Origin of the sequence: Bdellovibrio sp. HCB2-146 (genome assembly GCF_047345725.1) — a bacterium.
Classification (GTDB): Bacteria; Bdellovibrionota; Bdellovibrionia; order Bdellovibrionales; family Bdellovibrionaceae; genus Bdellovibrio.
The window spans coordinates 449,590-468,961 of the sequence record NZ_JBLEQP010000001.1; the positions used below are offsets into that span (position 1 = coordinate 449,590).

Annotated in this window: 22 protein-coding genes; 10 read left to right on the forward strand and 12 right to left on the reverse strand. The window is 45.7% G+C overall.

Features of this window, described 5'->3' with window-relative positions:
* Window positions 1-7: 7 nt before the first annotated feature.
* The 3 genes from ACLWOR_RS02200 to ACLWOR_RS02210 form a co-directional block, all read right to left on the reverse strand.
* Window positions 8-913 (reverse strand): HlyD family secretion protein, encoded by a 906-nt coding sequence (locus tag ACLWOR_RS02200; RefSeq protein ID WP_413939031.1) that lies wholly within the window; start codon window positions 911-913, stop codon window positions 8-10.
* Window positions 914-1,062: 149 nt separating this feature from the next.
* The gene (locus ACLWOR_RS02205) at window positions 1,063-1,632 is read right to left on the reverse strand and encodes a DUF3341 domain-containing protein (protein WP_413939032.1); all 570 of its coding nucleotides are present in this window, start codon (window positions 1,630-1,632) and stop codon (window positions 1,063-1,065) included.
* 12 nt (window positions 1,633-1,644) lie between these two features.
* On the reverse strand, window positions 1,645-2,007 hold the full coding sequence (locus tag ACLWOR_RS02210) for a BON domain-containing protein (RefSeq protein ID WP_413939033.1): 363 nt from the start codon (window positions 2,005-2,007) through the stop codon (window positions 1,645-1,647).
* Between the two features lie 204 nt (window positions 2,008-2,211).
* Between ACLWOR_RS02210 and egtB the strand changes: the two genes are divergently transcribed.
* From egtB to ACLWOR_RS02240, 6 genes are all read left to right on the forward strand, one after another.
* Window positions 2,212-3,375: an ergothioneine biosynthesis protein EgtB gene (egtB, locus tag ACLWOR_RS02215; protein WP_413939034.1), complete on the forward strand. Its 1,164-nt coding sequence runs from the start codon at window positions 2,212-2,214 to the stop codon at window positions 3,373-3,375.
* Between the two features lies 1 nt (window position 3,376).
* Window positions 3,377-4,327 (forward strand): L-histidine N(alpha)-methyltransferase, encoded by a 951-nt coding sequence (gene egtD, locus ACLWOR_RS02220; protein ID WP_413939035.1) that lies wholly within the window; start codon window positions 3,377-3,379, stop codon window positions 4,325-4,327.
* 144 nt (window positions 4,328-4,471) lie between these two features.
* Window positions 4,472-4,678 (forward strand): hypothetical protein, encoded by a 207-nt coding sequence (locus ACLWOR_RS02225; protein WP_413939036.1) that lies wholly within the window; start codon window positions 4,472-4,474, stop codon window positions 4,676-4,678.
* A gap of 77 nt (window positions 4,679-4,755) precedes the next feature.
* Window positions 4,756-5,145 (forward strand): hypothetical protein, encoded by a 390-nt coding sequence (locus ACLWOR_RS02230; protein WP_413939037.1) that lies wholly within the window; start codon window positions 4,756-4,758, stop codon window positions 5,143-5,145.
* Window positions 5,142-5,645, forward strand: a complete 504-nt coding sequence (locus tag ACLWOR_RS02235; protein ID WP_413939038.1) for a hypothetical protein — start codon at window positions 5,142-5,144, stop codon at window positions 5,643-5,645. Before ACLWOR_RS02230 ends, ACLWOR_RS02235 begins: the two co-directional genes overlap by 4 nt.
* Window positions 5,642-6,535, forward strand: coding sequence for a cation:proton antiporter (locus tag ACLWOR_RS02240; protein WP_413939039.1), 894 nt, complete (start codon window positions 5,642-5,644; stop codon window positions 6,533-6,535). The genes ACLWOR_RS02235 and ACLWOR_RS02240 overlap by 4 nt, the downstream gene beginning before the upstream one ends.
* On the opposite strand, the gene ACLWOR_RS02245 is transcribed toward ACLWOR_RS02240, so the two are convergent.
* The 8 genes from ACLWOR_RS02245 to ACLWOR_RS02280 form a co-directional block, all read right to left on the reverse strand.
* On the reverse strand, window positions 6,506-7,552 hold the full coding sequence (locus ACLWOR_RS02245; RefSeq protein WP_413939040.1) for a hemolysin family protein: 1,047 nt from the start codon (window positions 7,550-7,552) through the stop codon (window positions 6,506-6,508). The genes ACLWOR_RS02240 and ACLWOR_RS02245 overlap by 30 nt on opposite strands.
* Window positions 7,553-7,716: 164 nt before the next feature.
* Window positions 7,717-8,106: a hypothetical protein gene (locus ACLWOR_RS02250; protein WP_413939041.1), complete on the reverse strand. Its 390-nt coding sequence runs from the start codon at window positions 8,104-8,106 to the stop codon at window positions 7,717-7,719.
* Between the two features lie 90 nt (window positions 8,107-8,196).
* Window positions 8,197-9,876, reverse strand: a complete 1,680-nt coding sequence (locus ACLWOR_RS02255) for a hypothetical protein (RefSeq protein ID WP_413939042.1) — start codon at window positions 9,874-9,876, stop codon at window positions 8,197-8,199.
* A gap of 57 nt (window positions 9,877-9,933) precedes the next feature.
* Entirely contained in the window at window positions 9,934-10,209 is a 276-nt protein-coding gene (locus ACLWOR_RS02260; RefSeq protein ID WP_413939043.1) for a hypothetical protein, read from the reverse strand.
* Between the two features lie 116 nt (window positions 10,210-10,325).
* Window positions 10,326-12,059, reverse strand: coding sequence for a S8 family serine peptidase (locus ACLWOR_RS02265; RefSeq protein WP_413939044.1), 1,734 nt, complete (start codon window positions 12,057-12,059; stop codon window positions 10,326-10,328).
* Window positions 12,046-12,813, reverse strand: a complete 768-nt coding sequence (locus ACLWOR_RS02270; RefSeq protein ID WP_413939045.1) for a hypothetical protein — start codon at window positions 12,811-12,813, stop codon at window positions 12,046-12,048. Before ACLWOR_RS02270 ends, ACLWOR_RS02265 begins: the two co-directional genes overlap by 14 nt.
* A 183-nt stretch (window positions 12,814-12,996) precedes the next feature.
* A complete protein-coding gene (mtgA, locus tag ACLWOR_RS02275) occupies window positions 12,997-13,746 on the reverse strand; it encodes a monofunctional biosynthetic peptidoglycan transglycosylase (protein ID WP_413939046.1) in 750 nt (249 codons plus the stop codon).
* A gap of 109 nt (window positions 13,747-13,855) precedes the next feature.
* Window positions 13,856-14,359 (reverse strand): hypothetical protein, encoded by a 504-nt coding sequence (locus ACLWOR_RS02280; RefSeq protein ID WP_413939047.1) that lies wholly within the window; start codon window positions 14,357-14,359, stop codon window positions 13,856-13,858.
* Between the two features lie 186 nt (window positions 14,360-14,545).
* Here ACLWOR_RS02280 and ACLWOR_RS02285 point away from each other — a divergent pair, with 186 nt between their 5' ends.
* The 3 genes from ACLWOR_RS02285 (at window position 14,546) to ACLWOR_RS02295 (ending at window position 16,546) form a co-directional block, all read left to right on the forward strand.
* Window positions 14,546-15,289, forward strand: coding sequence for a DUF4360 domain-containing protein (locus ACLWOR_RS02285; RefSeq protein ID WP_413939048.1), 744 nt, complete (start codon window positions 14,546-14,548; stop codon window positions 15,287-15,289).
* A 59-nt stretch (window positions 15,290-15,348) separates the two neighbouring features.
* Entirely contained in the window at window positions 15,349-15,951 is a 603-nt protein-coding gene (locus ACLWOR_RS02290) for a DUF4360 domain-containing protein (protein ID WP_413939049.1), read from the forward strand.
* Between the two features lie 109 nt (window positions 15,952-16,060).
* Window positions 16,061-16,546 carry a hypothetical protein gene (locus ACLWOR_RS02295; protein ID WP_413939050.1) on the forward strand — a complete coding sequence of 162 codons (486 nt, stop codon included), beginning with the start codon at window positions 16,061-16,063 and terminating at the stop codon, window positions 16,544-16,546.
* Window positions 16,547-16,641: 95 nt separating this feature from the next.
* Here the strand turns inward: ACLWOR_RS02295 and ACLWOR_RS02300 are convergent, their stop codons facing one another.
* Entirely contained in the window at window positions 16,642-17,676 is a 1,035-nt protein-coding gene (locus ACLWOR_RS02300) for an MBL fold metallo-hydrolase (RefSeq protein ID WP_413939051.1), read from the reverse strand.
* 110 nt (window positions 17,677-17,786) lie between these two features.
* Here ACLWOR_RS02300 and ACLWOR_RS02305 point away from each other — a divergent pair, with 110 nt between their 5' ends.
* Window positions 17,787-19,334: an ArnT family glycosyltransferase gene (locus tag ACLWOR_RS02305; protein WP_413939052.1), complete on the forward strand. Its 1,548-nt coding sequence runs from the start codon at window positions 17,787-17,789 to the stop codon at window positions 19,332-19,334.
* The last annotated feature ends 38 nt before the right edge of the window (window positions 19,335-19,372 follow it).

Sequence of the window (19,372 nt, forward strand, 5' to 3'; positions counted from 1 at the left end):
AATAACCTTAGCGGACTTTAACTCGAACTTCTGTCGACATGCCGGTGATCAGGCGATCTTCAAATCCTTTAATTGATTTTTTATCGAACACAATTTTGACCGGGATTCTTTGTACGATCTTCGTAAAATTCCCCGTCGCATTGTCAGGAGGCAGCAACGAAAATGTCGAACCCGATCCAGGCGCAATACTTTCTACATGTCCTTCAAATGATTGCTCAGGAATGGAATCGACCTTGATATGAACTTCTTGCCCAGGACGGATATGAGCGACTTGATTTTCTTTAAAGTTCGCCTCAATCCAAGGTTCTGGCTCTACCAACGGCATCAGCGCTTGGCCTGCTTGAATTTGTTCACCCGTCTCAACACTGCGTTTACCAACGGTGCCATCTTCCGCTGCGACAACTGATGTGTATTCATACTGCAGTTGCGCTTTTGTTAATTCAGCTTCTGTCACGAGCGCGCTTGCTTGGTATTGATCAAACACCGGGCGATCTGTCGGCCCTAACTGATCCAGATAGCCCTTGAAGCGTCCCAAATCTTTATGAGCCTTGCTGTAGTTGGCTTGCGCCGCTTTAATCGCGACTTCATAATCACGGGAGTCTAATTTCAAAAGCACATCGCCTTTTTTGACTTTCTGATTTTCTTTCACCAAAATTTCCGTCACTGTTCCTGAGATTCGCGCACTCACCACATGCACGCGCGCTTTGACGAAAGAGTCATCGGTGCTTTCAAACCACATCATGCGATAAGTTGCAAAACTTGCAAGAATCACAAATGCGACAAAACCAATGCTGATCCACGTTCGTTGTTTGGGAGAAAGTTTTTGTTCCCACATTTCAAGTGCCTTTTGCACTTTCGGGGACTGAGAAGAGAGACGGAAGAAAACAGAAGGAGACGTTTGGACGGAAGACATTTCAACACCTCAAGCGTTAATACTTGCTATAACAAGTATTTTACAAAAACACAATGAAAGTGTCTTTAAGACTCCTAAGCGATTGACTCTTGAGAATGAAAACTGAGTGAGATTCGAAACGGCCAAGCATCGCTTGGCCGTTCGTTCATTTAAGGGTTTGGATGATAGTTCGTATCTTTAGGTGGTGTTCGTTGTGAGACCTCCATAGTTCGAGAGACATCACGAGCACCTGTGTCTTTTAAGATATGCTCAGCACGATCCGCCCATTCTTTATCATCGACGTGCACAGAGAGTAAAATCCCGCCGTCTTTGACGAATTTTTCATAGCGTTTGGCTTCGTATTCAGGAATGCCCATACCAATAAGCGCTCCACTTAAGCCACCGACAGCGCCCCCCACACCAATACCAGCAAGAGCACTCATGATAGGCCCTGCTGCTACAAGAGGTCCAAGGGCTGGAATCGTGGCAATTGCACCGATACCAACAAGCCAACCTAAAGCCCCACCGACAACCGCACCTGTTCCAGTACCAATTGCGACACCTTCTGGTGCTTTCGTGCCTTTTTGATGACCGAAACTAATCGTATCACCTTTATCAGGCATAAGGACTGAAACATCGGAACTACGGAAGCCTTCTTGGCGTAAAGTATCAACGCATCTTTCAAGATTCAGGCGTTCTTCGAAAATACCAAAGACCACCTTTCTACCTTTTTTATCCATAACATCCTCCTGTTATCTAGAAATAACTGTTTGATTTGAAACTGGGGCCTCGCCAGTTACACTTTTAGCAAGTTCTTCCACGCGTTTTTTTTCATCCGCGTTGGTCACACCTCCTGACAGTGTTACTTGGCCTCCCTTCGTCACAATGGTGATGTTCTTCGCTGATGTTGAGAGATTTGCATCTTGCATAATACGTTCGCGAACTCTGCGCGTGATTTCAGTATCACGTTGCGATGAATCCTTTTGCGCATCAGCAGTCACAGCCGCTCTCCCCGTTCCAGAATCCGTGCCGTATCCAGTACCGGCATACAGGTTTCCCATAAACAGAAAGAAGGGACTCAAAATCAAAATAAGCTCCTTATTTTTCATTTTCATAACTCCTCCCTTTACGTTTACGCCCTCAGCATACTCCTCCCCCTCTATGAGTTCCCGATGTTTTCAAGCACGGGACACTGGCCTAATTGTCGAACACCATGCTGAGTCACATAACAGTGATATGTATTACGTGCTGCTGCCGAGGCCATACTTGGCAAAACGGTGTTTTCACATTCATCCTGAAAATTAGAAACGAGGATTGAAATGCCCCATTTGTCGGAGCACTATCAAAAAACCAGAACCCTGACCGGTCTGATTACAGCACCTCTTTTTGTCGAGGACTGCTGCATTCAACCTTCGCCCGAGGTTTCTCCACCCAAATGGCATCTCGGTCATACGACGTGGTTTTTTGAAACATTCCTTTTAGAGAAGTACTTGCCCGGGTATTACAGTTTTAATAAAGACCTTCATCAGGTATTTAATTCTTACTATAAAAAAATGGGCTCACACTGGAAACAGTCCGAACGAGGATTTCTCTCTCGACCAAGTGTCAGTGAAATTCATGAGTATCGAAAGTATGTCGACCAAGCGATGATCGACCTTTTGCAGATGAACATCGTACCACTGGAACTTGTCGAGTTGGGTATTCATCACGAACAGCAACACCAGGAACTGCTGTATCAAGACATCAAAAGTATTTTATTTCGCCAGTACCAACCACAAAAGTACTGGGGCATTGCTCAGGCCGCAACTCTGACCGATACAAAAAACTACGTCTCCTTTGAAGGTGGACTTGTTGAGATCGGCCACCCCGGTGGCAGCTTTGCTTTCGATAATGAGAGTCCGTCCCACATGCACTATTTGCGGCCCTATAAAATGCGCCAGTCTCTCGTCACCAATTTAGAATATTTGGATTTCATCGAATGTGGTGGTTACACCGAGCCTTCATATTGGTTATCTGATGGGTGGGATTGGGTGCAAAACTCTCGGCATACGCATCCGCTCTACTGGGTCTATCGCGATGGAACTTGGTGGGAGTATGACTTTAACGGATTAAAAGAACTCAACAAGGACAAAGCTGTTTGCCACGTGAACTATTATGAAGCCAGCGCCTTTGCTCGCTTTGCGGGAAAGCGACTTCCGACGGAAGCCGAATGGGAGCATGCTGCAAAAACTCAAGGACACGCCTTTAAAGACCTCACTGATTGTCTTTGGCAGTGGACCAGTAGCGCTTATCTTCCTTATCCCGGTCATCAATGGCACGACGGACCGCTTGGAGAATACAATTCGAAGTTCATGGTGAATCAAATGGTACTGCGCGGAGGCAGTGCGTGGACACCCGCACATCACTTGCGACTGACTTATCGAAACTTCTTTTACCCTGACAAAAAATGGGCCTTTACGGGCATTCGACTTACGGAGGATTGATATGGATGTAAATTCCACTTTAGAAATTGTCACAGGCCTTACCGCTGCCCAAAAGCGACTTCCGTCGAAATTGTTTTACGATGACAACGGAACAGCCCTCTTCCGTAAGATCACCGAAGCACCGGAATATTATCTCACCACATGCGAAAAAGAGATTTTGAGAAAGAATGCGGATTTTATTTTAGATCAGATGGAGAATCGCCCCTTTAACCTCATTGAATTGGGTGCGGGAGACGGCAGCAAGGCTTCTCTTCTTATTAAAAAAGCTATGACTCGTCCAAATTTCAGAAGTTACTACGCTTACGATATTTCAAAAAAAGCACTGGAGGAACTAGAGGCCAATCTCGAAAAAAGTTTTCCAGACTTAGAGCCTCACTTGGTCATCGCTGATTACACGACAAGCTTAGAAGAACTCGACATTCCCAGCCAAGAAAGCAATATCTTCTTGTTCTTAGGATCTTCGATCGGAAACTTCTCGCCTTCTCAGGCGTCCTTATTCCTTGAGAAACTTTCTCACAAGATGAAAGACGGAGATTTTTTACTCGTGGGTTTCGACTTAAAAAAAGCAGAAAGAATTTTGTACAAAGCCTACAATGATAGCCAAGGCCTCACCGCCGAATTCAATCTCAATCTTTTGTTACGCTTGAATCGTGAGTATGGTGCCAACTTTAACATCGAAAATTTCAAGCATGTTGAAATCTACAATCCGGGATTAGGAGCGATGGAAAGCTATTTGCTGTCTTTAAAGGAACAGACTGTTTACTTCGAAGATCTCAATCTGGAAATCCACTTCCAACAAGATGAAATGATTCACACTGAACTTTCGTATAAATTTTCTGTCGAGGACATTGAAAACCTCGTCAAAGACACGAGTCTGAAAGCTCTGTCCTTTCTCTTTGATCATAAAAGATATTTTGTCTCGGTTCTCTTCCATCGTCGTTCGTTGCACTAGAAATATGATGGACGTCAGACAACTGAGAGGGATTATGTATTCCTGAAGAAACGCGGATTTTTATAGTCAGTGTTTTCCATCGGGTGCTCAAATAAAAGGAAATCTTACGGCTCAATGCCATTCAACCCAACAAGGAGAATATACATGCCTCGTGGAAGTAAAGAAAGCTATTCGCCAAAACAAAAACGTATGGCCCGCCATATCGAAGAAGGCTATGAAAAAGAAGGTGCTTCTCGTAAGAAAGCCGCTCGTATTGCCTGGGCCACCGTGAACAAAGAAACCGGCGGAGCAAAGGGTAAGAAAAAAAGTTCATCCTCTTCTTCTTCGCGTCGTAAAAAAACGACTCACTAGCTGATTATGCGGGGCAGTTTATTGACTTTGATAAAAAACAGGAGCTTTTATAAGAGTCAAAGGAGAGAAACTGCCCTATGTCTGACGCGATATCCGACCTTAAAATTCCCACGATTGCCAATGTCGGGGACGATCGCAATACAGAAGGCTTCCTCGAGGTTCATCTCTTTAGTCCCCGCGAGAAATTGCAACAGTCATTAAAAAAGCTGGCTCTCTTCTGGGCTATTGCACTTGTTTCAGTTCTTATTCCTGTATTTCATTTTGTTTTGGTTCCCCTGTTTTTCTTTCTAGGAATTTTCTTTGCTTACCGCTCTTCTAAATCAGACGGACAAGTCTTAGGTGGCAGAAGCACCTGTCCTCATTGCCAAAAAGAAGTCGCGATTAAAAGAGCAGAACTTCAATGGCCACTTTCGGAGATTTGCCAGAACTGCACACGCGTTCTTCGCATTTCTAGAAAGAGCGCATGAACCCACTCTTAGAAGACTTTCAATTTACTAAAGAAGCACAAAGCTATTTAAAAGAGATCGAGAAAAATCTCAAAATCGATTTTACTCCTCCTTCAGGCCTTTATTATTCTTTTGAAGACTTTGAAAAAATCACGAACATGGCTTACGAAAAGCTTGCAACAAAATTAGCAGCGAGCTCAGGGCCTATTGAATTCTCGGTCGTGCGCGATGCTTGGACCGAGATTTTAACCGACTATCACCGTTCCGGTCACTGGGGCTTCAAAGGCCAAAACCAAAAACCGCCAGCTGTTCTCACGGAACAGCAACAAATTCGCCGTGAAATGTGGCCATATATTTGGGTCGTGATTCAGTCGATGATTATCCTCAAGACGATTGTTTATTATTTCGGAATCAAATCTTCCGATGATCCTTCGCTGGAAAATAAAATCTATTTAGGCCTAGCTCTGGGAACTTCGGCCTTTACTTTGATTTTCTTCGCTTGGAGAAAGTCTCGTAAGTGAAACTCTTTTTATTTCTCGTTCTGGGTTTAGTTTTAGGTGCCAGTGGTTTCGGATTGCAACTTCCATCGTTTGCTCCGACTTTGCAACAAATCGCGGCCTGCGGATTTTTATTCGTGGCGGGACTTGAGCTGAGTTTTAAAAAAGTAAGCGTGCAAATGAAGCCAGCATTGATCCTGTCGGCAGGATCATTTCTTTTGCCTTTTGTGATGGGCTTGTGTTTAGCGGGTTTTGTTCTTCCTGAAAACACATTTAAGAGTGCCCTCTTTTTTGCAATCGCCCTCTCCGTTTCTGCACTCCCCGTTATCATTCAGTATCTGCAAGAGATCAAACTTTACAATACACCTGTCGGCAGCTTGATCGTCGCCTCAGCCACGATCTGTGACATTATCGTCTGGGTCGCTTTTACCTTTCTTCTGGAAACAAAAACACAAGAAGCTTGGCTTAACAGCCATGTGCCGGTCTTTTGCTTTTTCATTGGTCTTGCAATTGCGGATCTTCGACAGATCACTGATAAAATGCGCCACGGTATTTTCGCCATCAGCAAATACGTCTTTGCTCCGATTTTCTTTATCGGCATCGGTTGGAAAATCAAAATGACCGAGCACTTTCATTGGCAGCAGGCGCTGACTATTTTAGTAATTGCGACCGTCGGTAAGTTCGTTGGATCTTATGTCGCGTCGGGATTTCTAAAAATGGATCGACCGTCACGGATCCTGGTGAGTTTTTCACTAAATGCTCGTGGCGCGATGGAAATTTTGCTGGCATCAACAGCCCTGCAGCAAGGACTTATCGACGAGACTCTTTTTACAAGCCTCATCGCTTTAGCTCTGATTACTTCTTTGATTTTAGGCCCGTTGACATCAACGACGGCGGCGCGATCTCGTCAGTAAAAGGCGCTTCATCAAGCCGTCATCGTCTTCATCGGAAATTTCACCGATAATTTCTTCGATGATATCCTCAAGAGTCACAATCCCCAGAACCTTGTCTTCTTTAGTGACTAAGGCCAAATGGCTTTTCACTTCCTGCATGATCTTTAAAACTTTAAGAGCATCATCGTCTTCATCCACACGGATAATCGGACGAATGATGGTCGGCCAATGAGAATCACCACTTCCCACCAAGGCAATAAATTCTTTGGTGTGTAAAAGGCCGGCAACTTTATTCTCTCCACCCATCACTGGAATACGGGTGTGACCCGAGCTGACGACTTTGGTGAGAATTTCACTGACTGGCTGATCGATATCAACAGTGACAACAGATTCCCAGTCAACCATGATGTCTTCAGCCGTTTTTGATTCGATATTCACCAAATTTAAAACGAACTGTTTGTGTACCTTGGAAAGTGAATCAATGCTGATGGAAGTTTCTTCGTGCGCCACCTCCGGCAAATTTGTCGCAGGTCCGCGCTGAAAGAGCTTCACGATTTTATGAGTGATGCCTTCTAAGATGTCTACCACTGGTGCTAAAACTTTATCGAAAAGATAAAGTCCGGGCGCCGCGATCAACGCAATTTTTCGCGAATTACGAAGAGCCAAACTTTTTGGGACAAGCTCACCAATCACCACGCTTGCAGCTGTGATCGGAACTACGATAAGCAAGATCGAAATGGCTTCTGCGATGCTTTCACGAATACCAAACTGTTGTTCAAAATAGGGCGAAAGGCTTTCTTCAGCGCCCACACCACCAACGGCAGCAGAGATCGCACCAACCAGCGTGATACCAATCTGCAAAACGGAAAGAGTTCTTTCAGGGGCTAAGCGCAATCGCAATAACGTCAACGCACGCTTATCACCCTTATCGGCAAGCTTACGAAGATCAATGCGGTTCACGCTCACGAATGCCATTTCAGCGGCAGAAAAAATGGCATTGAGTGCCAAGCAAATCAGCACGACAATGAGTTCAATCACAATGTTCTCCGGGAATTATATTTAAAGGACGCGGGGTCAGGATCCATAGATGGGACCTACGATATCGAACAGAAGGCCTTGCTGTCAAAGACTTGCAGAAATATGCGTTAACCTATTGAAAAGACAACAAAAAGGGCGCTCTTAACGCCCTTTTAGGAAACGACTTAGTACTGGATAGGAGTTCCAGGCTCCCAAATATAAGGTTTTTCGCCCTTCACCTTAGTCATCAAAACGATGCAGTTTTGAACATCACCGTTTTCCAAAGGTAAAGAGACAAACACCGAAGAAGACTTTGAATCACCTAAAGTCAGGTAAGCATAAGTCCCTTTTTTTGAATCTTTAGAGATCAAAAGATTCTTTTGACCGCCTACATTCAATGGCCACAATTGGTATTCTTTAAGTTGGATATAGCTGGATTGGTATTCTTGAGCTTCAGCCGTAAATACCTGAGGATTTGAAGATGTCGTGCAGTTTACTTTTGTATTGATAACTTCACCCGCAAACGCGAAAACCGGAGTTAGAGCGAAGCCGATCGTCAGGATCATCTTTTTCATGGAAAGCTCCTATAGTTTAGAAGCTCTATTTATACAGAAAAACCGTCCCGCCTAACACCACCCCTGAAAAAAGGATAAAGTGGTGACAATTTAGAGCGTTTGCAGGAACTGGATCAGGTTTATTTTCTCTTCACGAGTCAGGAGCTCTTTGCCGTTTTCAAGAAAGATCCCCTCATCGTGACCGCTATTGCTCATCCCAGGCCGAGAAGTGTCGTAATAGAACTCTTCTGTCTTCCAAGAAGCCGGCGTTTTATCCCCCAATGGATAACCATTGCAGGCAAAGTCGAAGTCCTTATTTGGATCTTTCGCTTCCCCTGCATAATAAGCCGTGGGACGCTTTCTTGAATCGGTCAAAAGCGCACAAAGGTTCGGAACCGAGTTATTGTGGAAATACGGCCAACGAGCCCAAATCCCCACAAGTGGTGGCGGCACATAACCCGCCTGAGCCTGAATCACGATGCCATTTTTCTGAGAGATCGAAAGATTGTTGAGTTGCTCAAGAGACTTCATACCCCAGCGACGGTAAGGATCTGTTCCTACTTCTTCAACTGGCGTGCGTGCTTTCGGAATCACGCGCACTGTTTTTAACTTTTCAGCGTGAGAAAGAGAGTCAGCATTTGGCAAGTCCCAAGCTTTTTCATAACGACCATGGCAACGGGCACATGTGACATTAAAGACTAACTGTCCTGATTGCGCGCGACCCAAGTCAATTTTTTCTGCTGGAAAGAAATCCGTAATATGTGGCGCTTCGGAAGCAAACACCATCGCTGTCAGTTCATCGACAACTTTTTGATTCTGAGCGAGCCAATTTTCCAACACCTTTAGATCGACACCGCGACCGATTTCATTCCAAATCAAATTGGTAAAGATCGGATTTCCAGAAATAACGCTGCCGTCAGAAAGCCAACGGTTTTTGTATTTCACATTCCACCACACAGCGGGTTTTGAATCCGCAGGATACACGTCGAGGAATTCGTCCTTGCGAGGATTTTTTTGCAGAGACTCGGAAGGTGTTGCATAAGCGTCAGCATTTCGACGGTTCAATGATAACGCCACTTGCGCCAGTGAAGTATCAAGCCCTAAGACAATTGGATTTTTGACACCCACTCGGCCCAAGGCAACGACAGAATCATCCATCAACTTGGCTTCTTGATCGGTGGCCTTCGTCCATTTTTGGAACAACCACGAATTGTAGTGGCCTGTGATCGAACTTGCCTTCACGAAAAATTCATTCGCGCGCGGAAATCTGTTCGTCATACCTAGAACTTTTTTTCCGAAAAGTTCAGAGGAGTGGCAAGCCGCACACGAGAATGTAAATCCATCAGCACCATCACGCTCAACGATTCCAAAACCCATGCGATAATCCGGTCGAACACCGTTGGGATAGGGAACTCCGTAGATGCCTTCTTCGTTGGCTTGAGGATATTCATGCAAACCCAATCGCGACAGCATAGAGTCAAAAGATTTAAAACCTGTGACTCCGCGGACAATGCTTGTGAGTAACGCTTTTAGCGGGTTCCAAGATTTGTCTTCGATAAATTTTTTGATAGGTCGATACGGAGGGAGAACGCCTGTCACTGTGACCGGGTAAATCTGCGCGTGGAGTTTACCTTGGGTTTCGTAGTTTTTTTGTTCTTCAGGTGTTAACTGCAAAATATAAGGGCGACCGTTTTCAGGGTTTCGGGCCTCGGCACTCCAATCAGGAGTTGCACCTGCTTGAATTGATAAAACTGAAAGAATGAAAAGGACTAAAATTCGACCTGTTTGCATGGCGGCCAAACTACTGAGAAAACAGGCGCCGGGCAAACCAAAAAGGCGGATTCAAGATTAATTCGTCGTATAGATAAACTGGCGGCGGCAATCCTTAATGGATTGTTTTATATTGCCGGAAAAATAGCGAACTTGAGTCTGTGACAAGGCACAATCAACAACTTCATCGGAATTATTTTCACAGAGATCGCGGATCTCGGCCTTAGAAAGACTGATCCCTGAACGAGCCTGACTTGTGGTTAAGCACTGGTCCACGGTTTGAACCTGACCAAATCCAAGACTTGGAACAAAGGAAGCAATGAGTGCAATTCTGACCAGGGTTTTCATATTCATAAACCTCTATACTCAAAACATTCAAAGCCCGTGCCTGCTCTACGTTTACTTTATCACACTTAGAGAAGCCTCTTCTGTAAAAGAGGCTGTCAGGTGTCAATCATCTCAAAACGAGACTACTTGCCACCGATGAAATTCAAGCTCCATCTAGTCAGCGTACCTGAGTTTCCACTCTTGGCATCGACCACTCGCAGAGTCCAATTTCCTGCGGAGCTTTCTTGATAAAAGGCGTTTGATAAAAGAGTTTCACCTTGGTAGTTCGCCAGGCCCACCATCGCATTTCGCGCGTTCACGATAATGCTTTTTGTTCCCGAAGGAGACGTCAGCTCCAGTGCAAGTTCTGAGATATCCGTGTGGGTCGCCCACACGCGCAGTTGCACGCCTTCGATTTGCATATTATCGGCGACCGCCATTGTGCTTGTCACACCTGTCGCGGAATTATCAGGAATCGCCGAACTCAAAGTTGTGGAGTTCGCCCAGTTACTCTCCGTCAGGGCTTTTAGTGGCGATACGAAATTGCGCGCCATTGAAACCGCCGCATCCACATTGACGCGACCAAAACCATACCAGTTTTGAAAATAAAATCCGGCAGCATTGCGCACCCACACCTGCTCCCAAACGTATCCCGTTGGCAACGTCACACCCGAAGTGGCATGGGGATGTGTGATTGATCCCGTTGTCACGAAATCCACTTGCGTGGCAGTTTTTGCAAGGATGTATTTCACATCTCGCCAAGTCAAATTGGGATTTACGGACAACATCAAAGCCACCGCACCTGACATCACGGGCGCAGCGGAGGAAGTTCCATTAAATATCGCAGTGTAGTTGCAACCCGTGTTGCCGTTCTGACCTTTTTCAAAAGTAATAGTCGATGTCGAAGTGCTTTTTGCAAAGCCTACAGAACAACCCATGCGGTCGGTCGTGAACATCGCAGGCGTATCTGTACCGAACTCACCACCAAAAGAAGAAACCCATAAATTCGATCCACCGGATGAATAAGAGGCCGCAGTACCCTTGGCATTTAAAGCACCCACCACAATAAAAAATGGCGAGGCATTTTCGGCGTCAAAGTTTGAGTTCCCCACGCACTCAGCACTGCTGGAGTTGCGACAGTTGACAAAGAACTCATTACCCGCGGCCTTCACATAAATGCTACCTTTACCAGAGCGACCATTCGTAATACCAAAGCGCACTTGTGTTTCAAATCCTGGAATGGGAGTGCTGAGCAGATTCTGCGCTCCTCCCCAACTCATATTGTAAATATCCAGACTGCCACGAACTTGGTCGGCAACAATGGCCGCCGTTTGCGAAACGTTTTCAGCAAGGAAATTTGAAGAAACGATTTGCGCCTTGGGTGCAACACCTCGGGCGCCCTTCCCGTTTCCGGCCATACCCGCAATCAATCCGGCCACGGCAGTTCCGTGACTGTCGTCAGCGGTTTTAGGTGCCGCACGATTGGATGTGTACGGAGAAGCAAGGGTGTAGTCTTTGGAAAGATAGTTGTAGTTAAAGTTTCCAGATAGATCTTCATGGTTGTCTTCCACGCCATCATCTGAAATTAAGATTTTAACGCCTTGACCATAAACACCATCGGTCCACGTCTGCGCGAGATTCAAATCATTACCGACTTTTCCACCCGCAGCGGCGAAGACCTTTTGTCCTGTGTTGTTGATGTGCCATGCATAAGCCGTCAGAGGATCACCCTCCGACCCGATGCCGGCTGTAAATCCTGAAGTGTTCCCCGGGTCACTCGCACTAAACCCTCCTTCACTGCAATTCGTGAAGAGAGCACTGAGCACCGTGCCCGAACAGAATAGTAAAATCAACAGACGTACTTTACCGTTTACCATATTGGCGGCTCACAATCTCGATTTCGACATTGTTAATTCTTGAATCTCTCTCAAGAGAATTTTTTAACTGCGATAAATTGAAAGGCTGCTCACGTGAAGTCACGTAATACGTACCCGTTTCCGGAAACGCATTGAGCACACGCAAGCCATGGTCTTGCACAAGGGCTTCCATCGAAGCACCCGAGCGCAAAAACACAATCAGTGTTCCGGTCATAACCCCAAAAACTTGCAAACGCGTATCATAGACCACAAGTGCGCGCTCAGTTGTGAAGGCGTCTTCTTGCACGCCTGCACGACCTGATTCAAAAAGCGCAAAGCCACTTAGTTCTCCGACCATCATCGAGCGATCATCTTCTGAGACTTGCGCGCGAGGTATTGCAAATACCGAGGTCACAAGCTTCCAAGAACCTTGGACAATTTGCGAGTCGCGCAACTCGCCGACTGACACATCTCTCTTTATTGGCGACAGATCATGTTTGGCCATTTGAATGCTATGACGTTCTGACATCGTCGTCGGTGCTTCATTGACATCGTCAGATGCTTCTTCCGAAGCCGCTGCTCTGTGCATCGAGCGTGAATCTGATTTTTTATTTTCTGTCTTTGAATTTTCTGAAGTTTGTTTTGCTAAAGGAGCTTGTGTCGGTTCTTGTTGGGAGCTGAAGTCTTGCTGAGAAGCGGGCGAACGAAAGGCAAAGTATCCCAGAACCAATAGTCCCGCGATAAAGCCAAATGTCAGCTTCTGTTGACGTGTCATTTTCACTCCCCCGGATACATAGTACTTATCGTGAAAATCAGCGATTCTCTGTACTTAGAAATGCAGAAAATGATGTCTCAATTTGAAAGTAATAAGCCCTGCTGTGTGCGCATGATGACAGGATAGAAAATGACTGTGAACGGAGTGTGGAAATCGATGTATCAAGTTGAGAAACAAGAAAAATTAATTCTCGTCTTCACTCTCAAACTTAAGATCCCAAAATTGAAAAAGAACGGCGTCAGCCTTTGGAATCGGAGGAGCGACACGATACATGATTCGGCGCTGACGATGCATCACATAGCGTGATGGACGATCTATTTTAAAGCGACGAGGGTTTGGCAAAACAGCGGCGATCAAAGACGCTTCAAACGCATTTAAATTTTTCGCTGATTTTTTAAAAAACTTTTGTGAAGCCGCTTCAACACCGTATACGCCAGGCCCTAGTTCAATCACATTGAGGTAAACTTCCATGATGCGATCTTTTGGCCATACGAACTCAATCAAAACTGTGAAGTAAGCTTCCAGACCTTTGCGAAGCCAATCGCGGTTCGGCCACAAGAAAACATTTTTTGCAGTTTGTTGTGAAATCGTGCTCGCACCTTTTTTCTTGGTGTGAGTTTTATTGTACTTGTAGGCTTTTTGGATGGCTTCGTAGTCAAAACCGTTATGCTCAAAGAATTTATAATCTTCGGCTTTCAAAACAGCGCGCTGGACAGAAGGTGAGATATCCTCTAAAGGCACCCAGTCTTTGTTGATGCCGACCCACTTGTCACCCCAAACGGATTCAACCGAGCGGATCACCATAAGCGGAGTCAAACCAACTGGAACAAAACGGTAAAGCAGAACAAGTCCCAAGCTCAGGACAAAGAACAATAGCACTCCCTTGAGGAGGAGTGTTTTTACCCACCATGTCCACTTGCGTTTTTCTGCCATAGAATTCTTGTACCAGAACGCTGTGGTTTTGAATACTTCCAGCCGATTTCCAGGCCCTAGAGGGAAGAAATTCCCTGCCTTTGCCTGGAATTTAGGCATGATAAATGACCTAACGACCCTGCTGGAAGGACTGAAGCTCTGTAGTTTCTAGAACATTGGTTCCAAAAAGCTTCACTTCCTTTTTGACCAATCCAAATGGAACAAGTCCATACCAGGCCTTTCCGACTTCTTCTTCGTTATTAAGCGGGATGCCGCAAACCTCCAACAAGCCCGCAGGCACTAGGATTTTCTCGTAGTTCCCACCGTAATCACCGCATTCGGAAAACACCGAATACTCTGCTTGCACATCTTCCAGCACGATTTCGGAATTTGTGACACGAGGTTTGTGACCCGCAAGAGTTTCTGTTTCGACGATTTTCACAGTTTGTGATTTTTCATCCAACGCTTCGATTTTTTTCTCGAGCGTTGAAACTTGCGTGGTGCGCGCATCTTTCAAAATAACATTATATGTCGCGCGATCGTTGGTTTGAGGTGGTGTCGCTATAGCAGCAACTGACACTAGTGACAAAATGCCTGCAGAAATAAATTGGGAAATAAAAATTAATTTTTTCATGAGCAGCATTCAAGTCGTTTCACTCGTACAACTCAAGAGCTTTCGACTTTTGATTCATTAAATCTCAGTGAGCTTTCATTTTCGAGAAAGATCAGAGCCAAGTTGTCACTGAAAGTTTGTGGCTTGGAATTTGCTTTAGTGTGCTTATGTGTGACGAATGTCACCAGTTACTTGGGGGAACAATCTATGAGAATCACTTCGTGGCGTGTCATCGCGCTGCTCTCGTTTATTTCGTTAAAATCGTTCGCAGCCGCACCGCCCGGACTTCGCATCGAAAACATTCAAGCTGTTGGCAGCGGATGTCCGGTGGGAAGTTACAGTGCGAATATTTCACCTGACGGTTCGACTTTTTCACTCTTACTCGACAACTATGTTGCTGAATCCACAATTCACAATCCCATTGCGCGATTGATGTGCGAACTAAAAGTCAGCTTCCGTGTTCCACGCGGTTGGAGCATGGCTGTCATGTCAGCTGACTATCGCGGTTTCGTGTATGCTGAAGCTGGCACTGTGGCAACACATCAAGCGATTTATTCTTTTGATGGCTCTCGCCCCCGCAACGAACGCCCCGGTTATGAAAATAGCGGTCGCTATAGTTTCCGTGCGCAAGAATTCCGTGGACCTTATTCAGACAACTACTATGTTCGTTACCAAATCGATCCGCGTGTTGCACCATGGGCCGCTTGTAGTGCGAACGACGTGCAAACTCTTTACGTCACAACATTCTTAATGAGTCGCAATTTGAATCTGTCAGCACCAGTGACAGCGCAAATTTCGCTCGACAGCGTGGATGGTCAATTGCAGTCGCAAAACTATCAATTGGCTTGGAGAACATGCACACCTTCAGGCGGTGGCGGAGTGGGACCTCGTCCCCCGGACCCAGGATCTCCACGTCCACCCGCTCCTGGACGACCACCCCGTTATCCTTAAGACAAATTGAAATTTTAAAAAGGTAAAAAAACTAAAAACAAAATTCCCAAGGAGGAACCATGAAAAGAAAAATGTTATCTCTGATGATTCTCGCGCTCTCTGCAATTTCACTGCAGGCTGAGGCGCAAAGTTTAAGACTGGGTCAACCTGCTTACGGTGGCACTGGCTGTCCTTCTGGATCTGCGAGCGTGACATTAAGCCCTGACAACTCGGCTGTGAGTATCTTGTTCGACAGTTACATCACTGAAGCCGGTCATGCGACAGGTAGAACTGTTGACAGAAAATCCTGTAACATCTCCGTTCCAGTACAAGTACCGAACGGATACAGTGTGGCAGTCTTCCAAGTGGACTACCGCGGTTACAATCTTGTTCCTCGCGGCGGTATGGCGCGCTTTGACGCCGAATACTTCTGGGCGGGTTCTCAAGGTCCTCGCATTTCCCGCACGTTTATGGGTCCAACAAATGATAACTTTTCTTTGACGGACAATTTGCTCGCACAAACGATGGTGTGGACTCCTTGCGGTGCCAGTGTGAACCTTCGCGTGAACACGTCGATGATGTCGAAATCCAACGCTCGTGGCGAACAAGCCATGTCAATGGTGGACAGTGCTGATATCTCTTCAGGGTTGATCTACCATATCCAATACAGAAGATGCCGCTAGGGCCTTTTCTTAATGCCAAGGGGCTTCTAAAGCTCCTTGGCATTCTAAATTTGGGTGCATCTCGCGCCTGATTCGGTTAGCATCAGGTTTTCTCGTTTCGGAGGACTCCATGTCAGAAGCTAATCACCGTTCCCATGCTATGCCCGTTCGTCAGGCACTTTGGAATCTTCAAAAAGAACTTCTTAATAATTTAAAACACGAATTTGATCGCGAAAATGGTTACGAGGCGGCACCTGTTGAATGGTTCCAAGCTTTGATGACAGCAGAACGCTACACATGGTTGCGTGAAATGACATCATTGATGGCGGATATCGACATTTTGACAGAGCTTGATTTTATCACAGAACAACATGTGGCCGTGGCTCGCCATGAAATTGAAAGATTGTTCTTTAATCAAGACGCTTCAACGAGTGCATTTTCTGAAAGCTATTCCAATGCATTGATGTCAGGCATTGGCCTCTTGCCTTTGCACAATCAATTGCGCTCGGCTTTACAAGCGTTACCTTCGAAAGCTATGCCGATTGATCAAGCTCTTGCTGAAAGAAAAAACTGGCAAGAAGAGCACCGTCACCAATCACGCAAAAAGCGCAATTAATTCCAGCAAAAGACATATAGCTTTTAACGAAGCAGACACGTTAATCTTAAAAAAAACAGAAGGGCCCAGGACGGGCCTTTAATTTTTTGTGACTGTTACAGAGAAATTCTTTCTCCATGTTTCATCAAAATAAAATCATTTTCAGAGAGACGTTGCTCACTCAGGCTTTTCTTGAGGTCTTCAGCAGGACTGATCATGGCTTCGTCGCTGAGGCGAAAAGTTCCCCAGTGAATGGCCACTGATTTTTTTGCCTGAAGATCTTTATGAATTTGCACGGCTTCACTTGGATTCACGTGATGTTTTTTCATAAACCAGCGTGGCTCATAGGCTCCGATCGGAATCAGGGCGAGATCGACGGGACCCAATTTGCTTGCCACATCTTGAAAGTCTTTCGAGTACCCTGTGTCGCCTGCGAAGAAAACTTTTTGGGTAGTACCTTGAATATACCAAGCACCCCAGAGAGTTTCATTGTTATCAAAGAGTCCTCGTGCGGACCAATGTTGTGTCGGTGTCAGAATAAAATTTAAAGGTCCCGCTTTGACTTGGTCCCACCAATCGTACTCCTGTACTTTTTGAATTCCTTCTGATTGCAAAAGTTTTTGGTTGCCAAGAGGAACCAGGAAAATTGTTTTGTTGTCAGGTCTTTGTGATAGTTTTTTGAGTGTCGCAAGATCCAAGTGATCGTAGTGATTGTGTGAAATCACGACGACATCGATGGCAGGTAATTCTTCCAGTTGAAATGGCAGCGCGACTTGCCGCTTTGGTCCCGCAAAGGAGACCGGAGATGTGCGTGCAGAAAACACCGGGTCCGTGAGGATATTCATGCCTTCGAGTTGCAATAAGAAACTTGAGTGTCCAATCCACGTGAGAGTGGGCTCTGTTTTGTTGTTTTTAAGAAAAGTCGTATCGGTTTTTAAAACTTCGGGAGTGAAAGGCGCTTCTTTGGGCTTCTCTGTTGTCCACCGCTCCCACTGCCATTTCCAGAAGCTCTGTTTGGGAGAATTGTCGTAATTATTGAGAAAGCCCTCTTGACCATGATGAGGCTTTTGGGGGTCATAATAGCGGTAACTTTGACAGCCAAATAATAGCGACATTCCAACACCCAAAGTAATGAACTCAAGTCTCTTCATAGACGCTATTTTAATGTCGTTTACACCCTTAGTCAAAGAGCTGAATTATTGCCACTTCGCCTGTGAGATATTAGGACTGAAGGCATACCTTTCAATGCCGGAGTAACAGCGTGATTCGTGATTCCTGGAACAAGCTTCAAAGCTCGCAAAAGATCCTCGTCCTTTTTATTTTGACACTCATTTTTAGAGCTTTCTTTTCTCTCAACATTGGCCTGATCGATGATGAAGCTTACCACTGGTCTTGGGCGAAGGACTTGCAACTTTCTTACTTCGATCACCCAGCGATGATTGCGTGGCTTGAATATATTACGACCGCGATTTTCGGCGATACTTTGCTTGGCGTTCGTTTGCCGGGCTATTTATGTTTTATTGGCACCATTGTTTTGCTCTACAAGTTGGCCAAAGATCTGTTTGATCAAGGTGCCGCTTTATTTGTTGGTTTTATTCTTTTGTGGTCGCCGTTTTGGGGTTTTGGCGGGTACGTGGCTTCTCCGGAACCACCATTTATGTTTTGCTTTGTCGCCGCAGCTTACGTGTTCTGGCAAGGTGTGCGTGAAGACTCCAAACAATGGTCGTTGAAAAAAACTTGGATCTGGCTCGGCATTTTGATGGGCTTGGGTCTAAATTCAAAATTCATCATTGCCTTGCTCGCTCCTGGTTTTGGTTTGTATTTGTTGATGACGCCAAATCGTCGCAAGGATCTTTTGAGTCCGTGGCCGTGGGTTGGTTTTTTGATCGCGACTGTTTTGTGCTCTCCCATTTTTATTTGGAACATCATGCACGATTGGCCGGGATTTAAGTATCAATTCCACGACCGTCACACAGGGGAAACATTCAGCGTGCAGCGTTGGTTGGTTTTCTTTGGCGCGCAGTTGTTGTTCTATACACCATTCTTGTATGTGCTGTTGGTGCTCGCGTTTATCACTTCATTTTTGCGCAGAACGGAAGCGCGTTGGCGTTTTCTTTTCGCGCTGACAGCTCCTTCGCTTGCGGTGTTTTATCCGCAGCCGTTCTTTGCTGACTACAAACCACACTGGAGTGGAGCTGCGTGCACATTGTTGTTGATCGGTGTTGGTTACATTTGGTCACAAGGCTTAGTATGGGGCCACCGCCAAATCGTCAAAGCTAAAAGCAAAGTCTACACCTGGGGAATCTTGGGATTCTTTATTCCACTCATGATTTTGAGCTACTCCCCGTTTGCGTACCCTTGGGTTCCTAAGGCATTCCGCTTCTTTGCACCGAACAAGGAGTGGAACACAACATGGGATTTCTCGAATGAATTTACAGGTTGGAAAGAACTAGGTCGCTTTGTAAACCGCCGCCAGCGCGAGATTCATGCCGAATCAGGAAAGAAACCTTTCTTGGCAGCGCTACGCTATGAAACAACAGCACAAACAACTTGGGGAACCGAGCAACCAATCTACATGCTCAACTCAACAAGAAGTCACTACACAGTGATGCAAGACCCAGAAGAAATGAAAAATCTGGAAGGCCAAGACGCGATTGTTGTGACGACAGAAAAATACGACGCCGACCCATTGAAATACGCAAAGTTCGACTCCTGCACTCCGGAGGAGTTGAAAACTTTCCGCCACGGCGAACACGCACGCACATTCAAAGTCTATCTCTGCAAAAACTTCCAGGGAATCATCTACTAATCCGCAATTCGGACAATTTCAAATCGTGCCGGCGACTT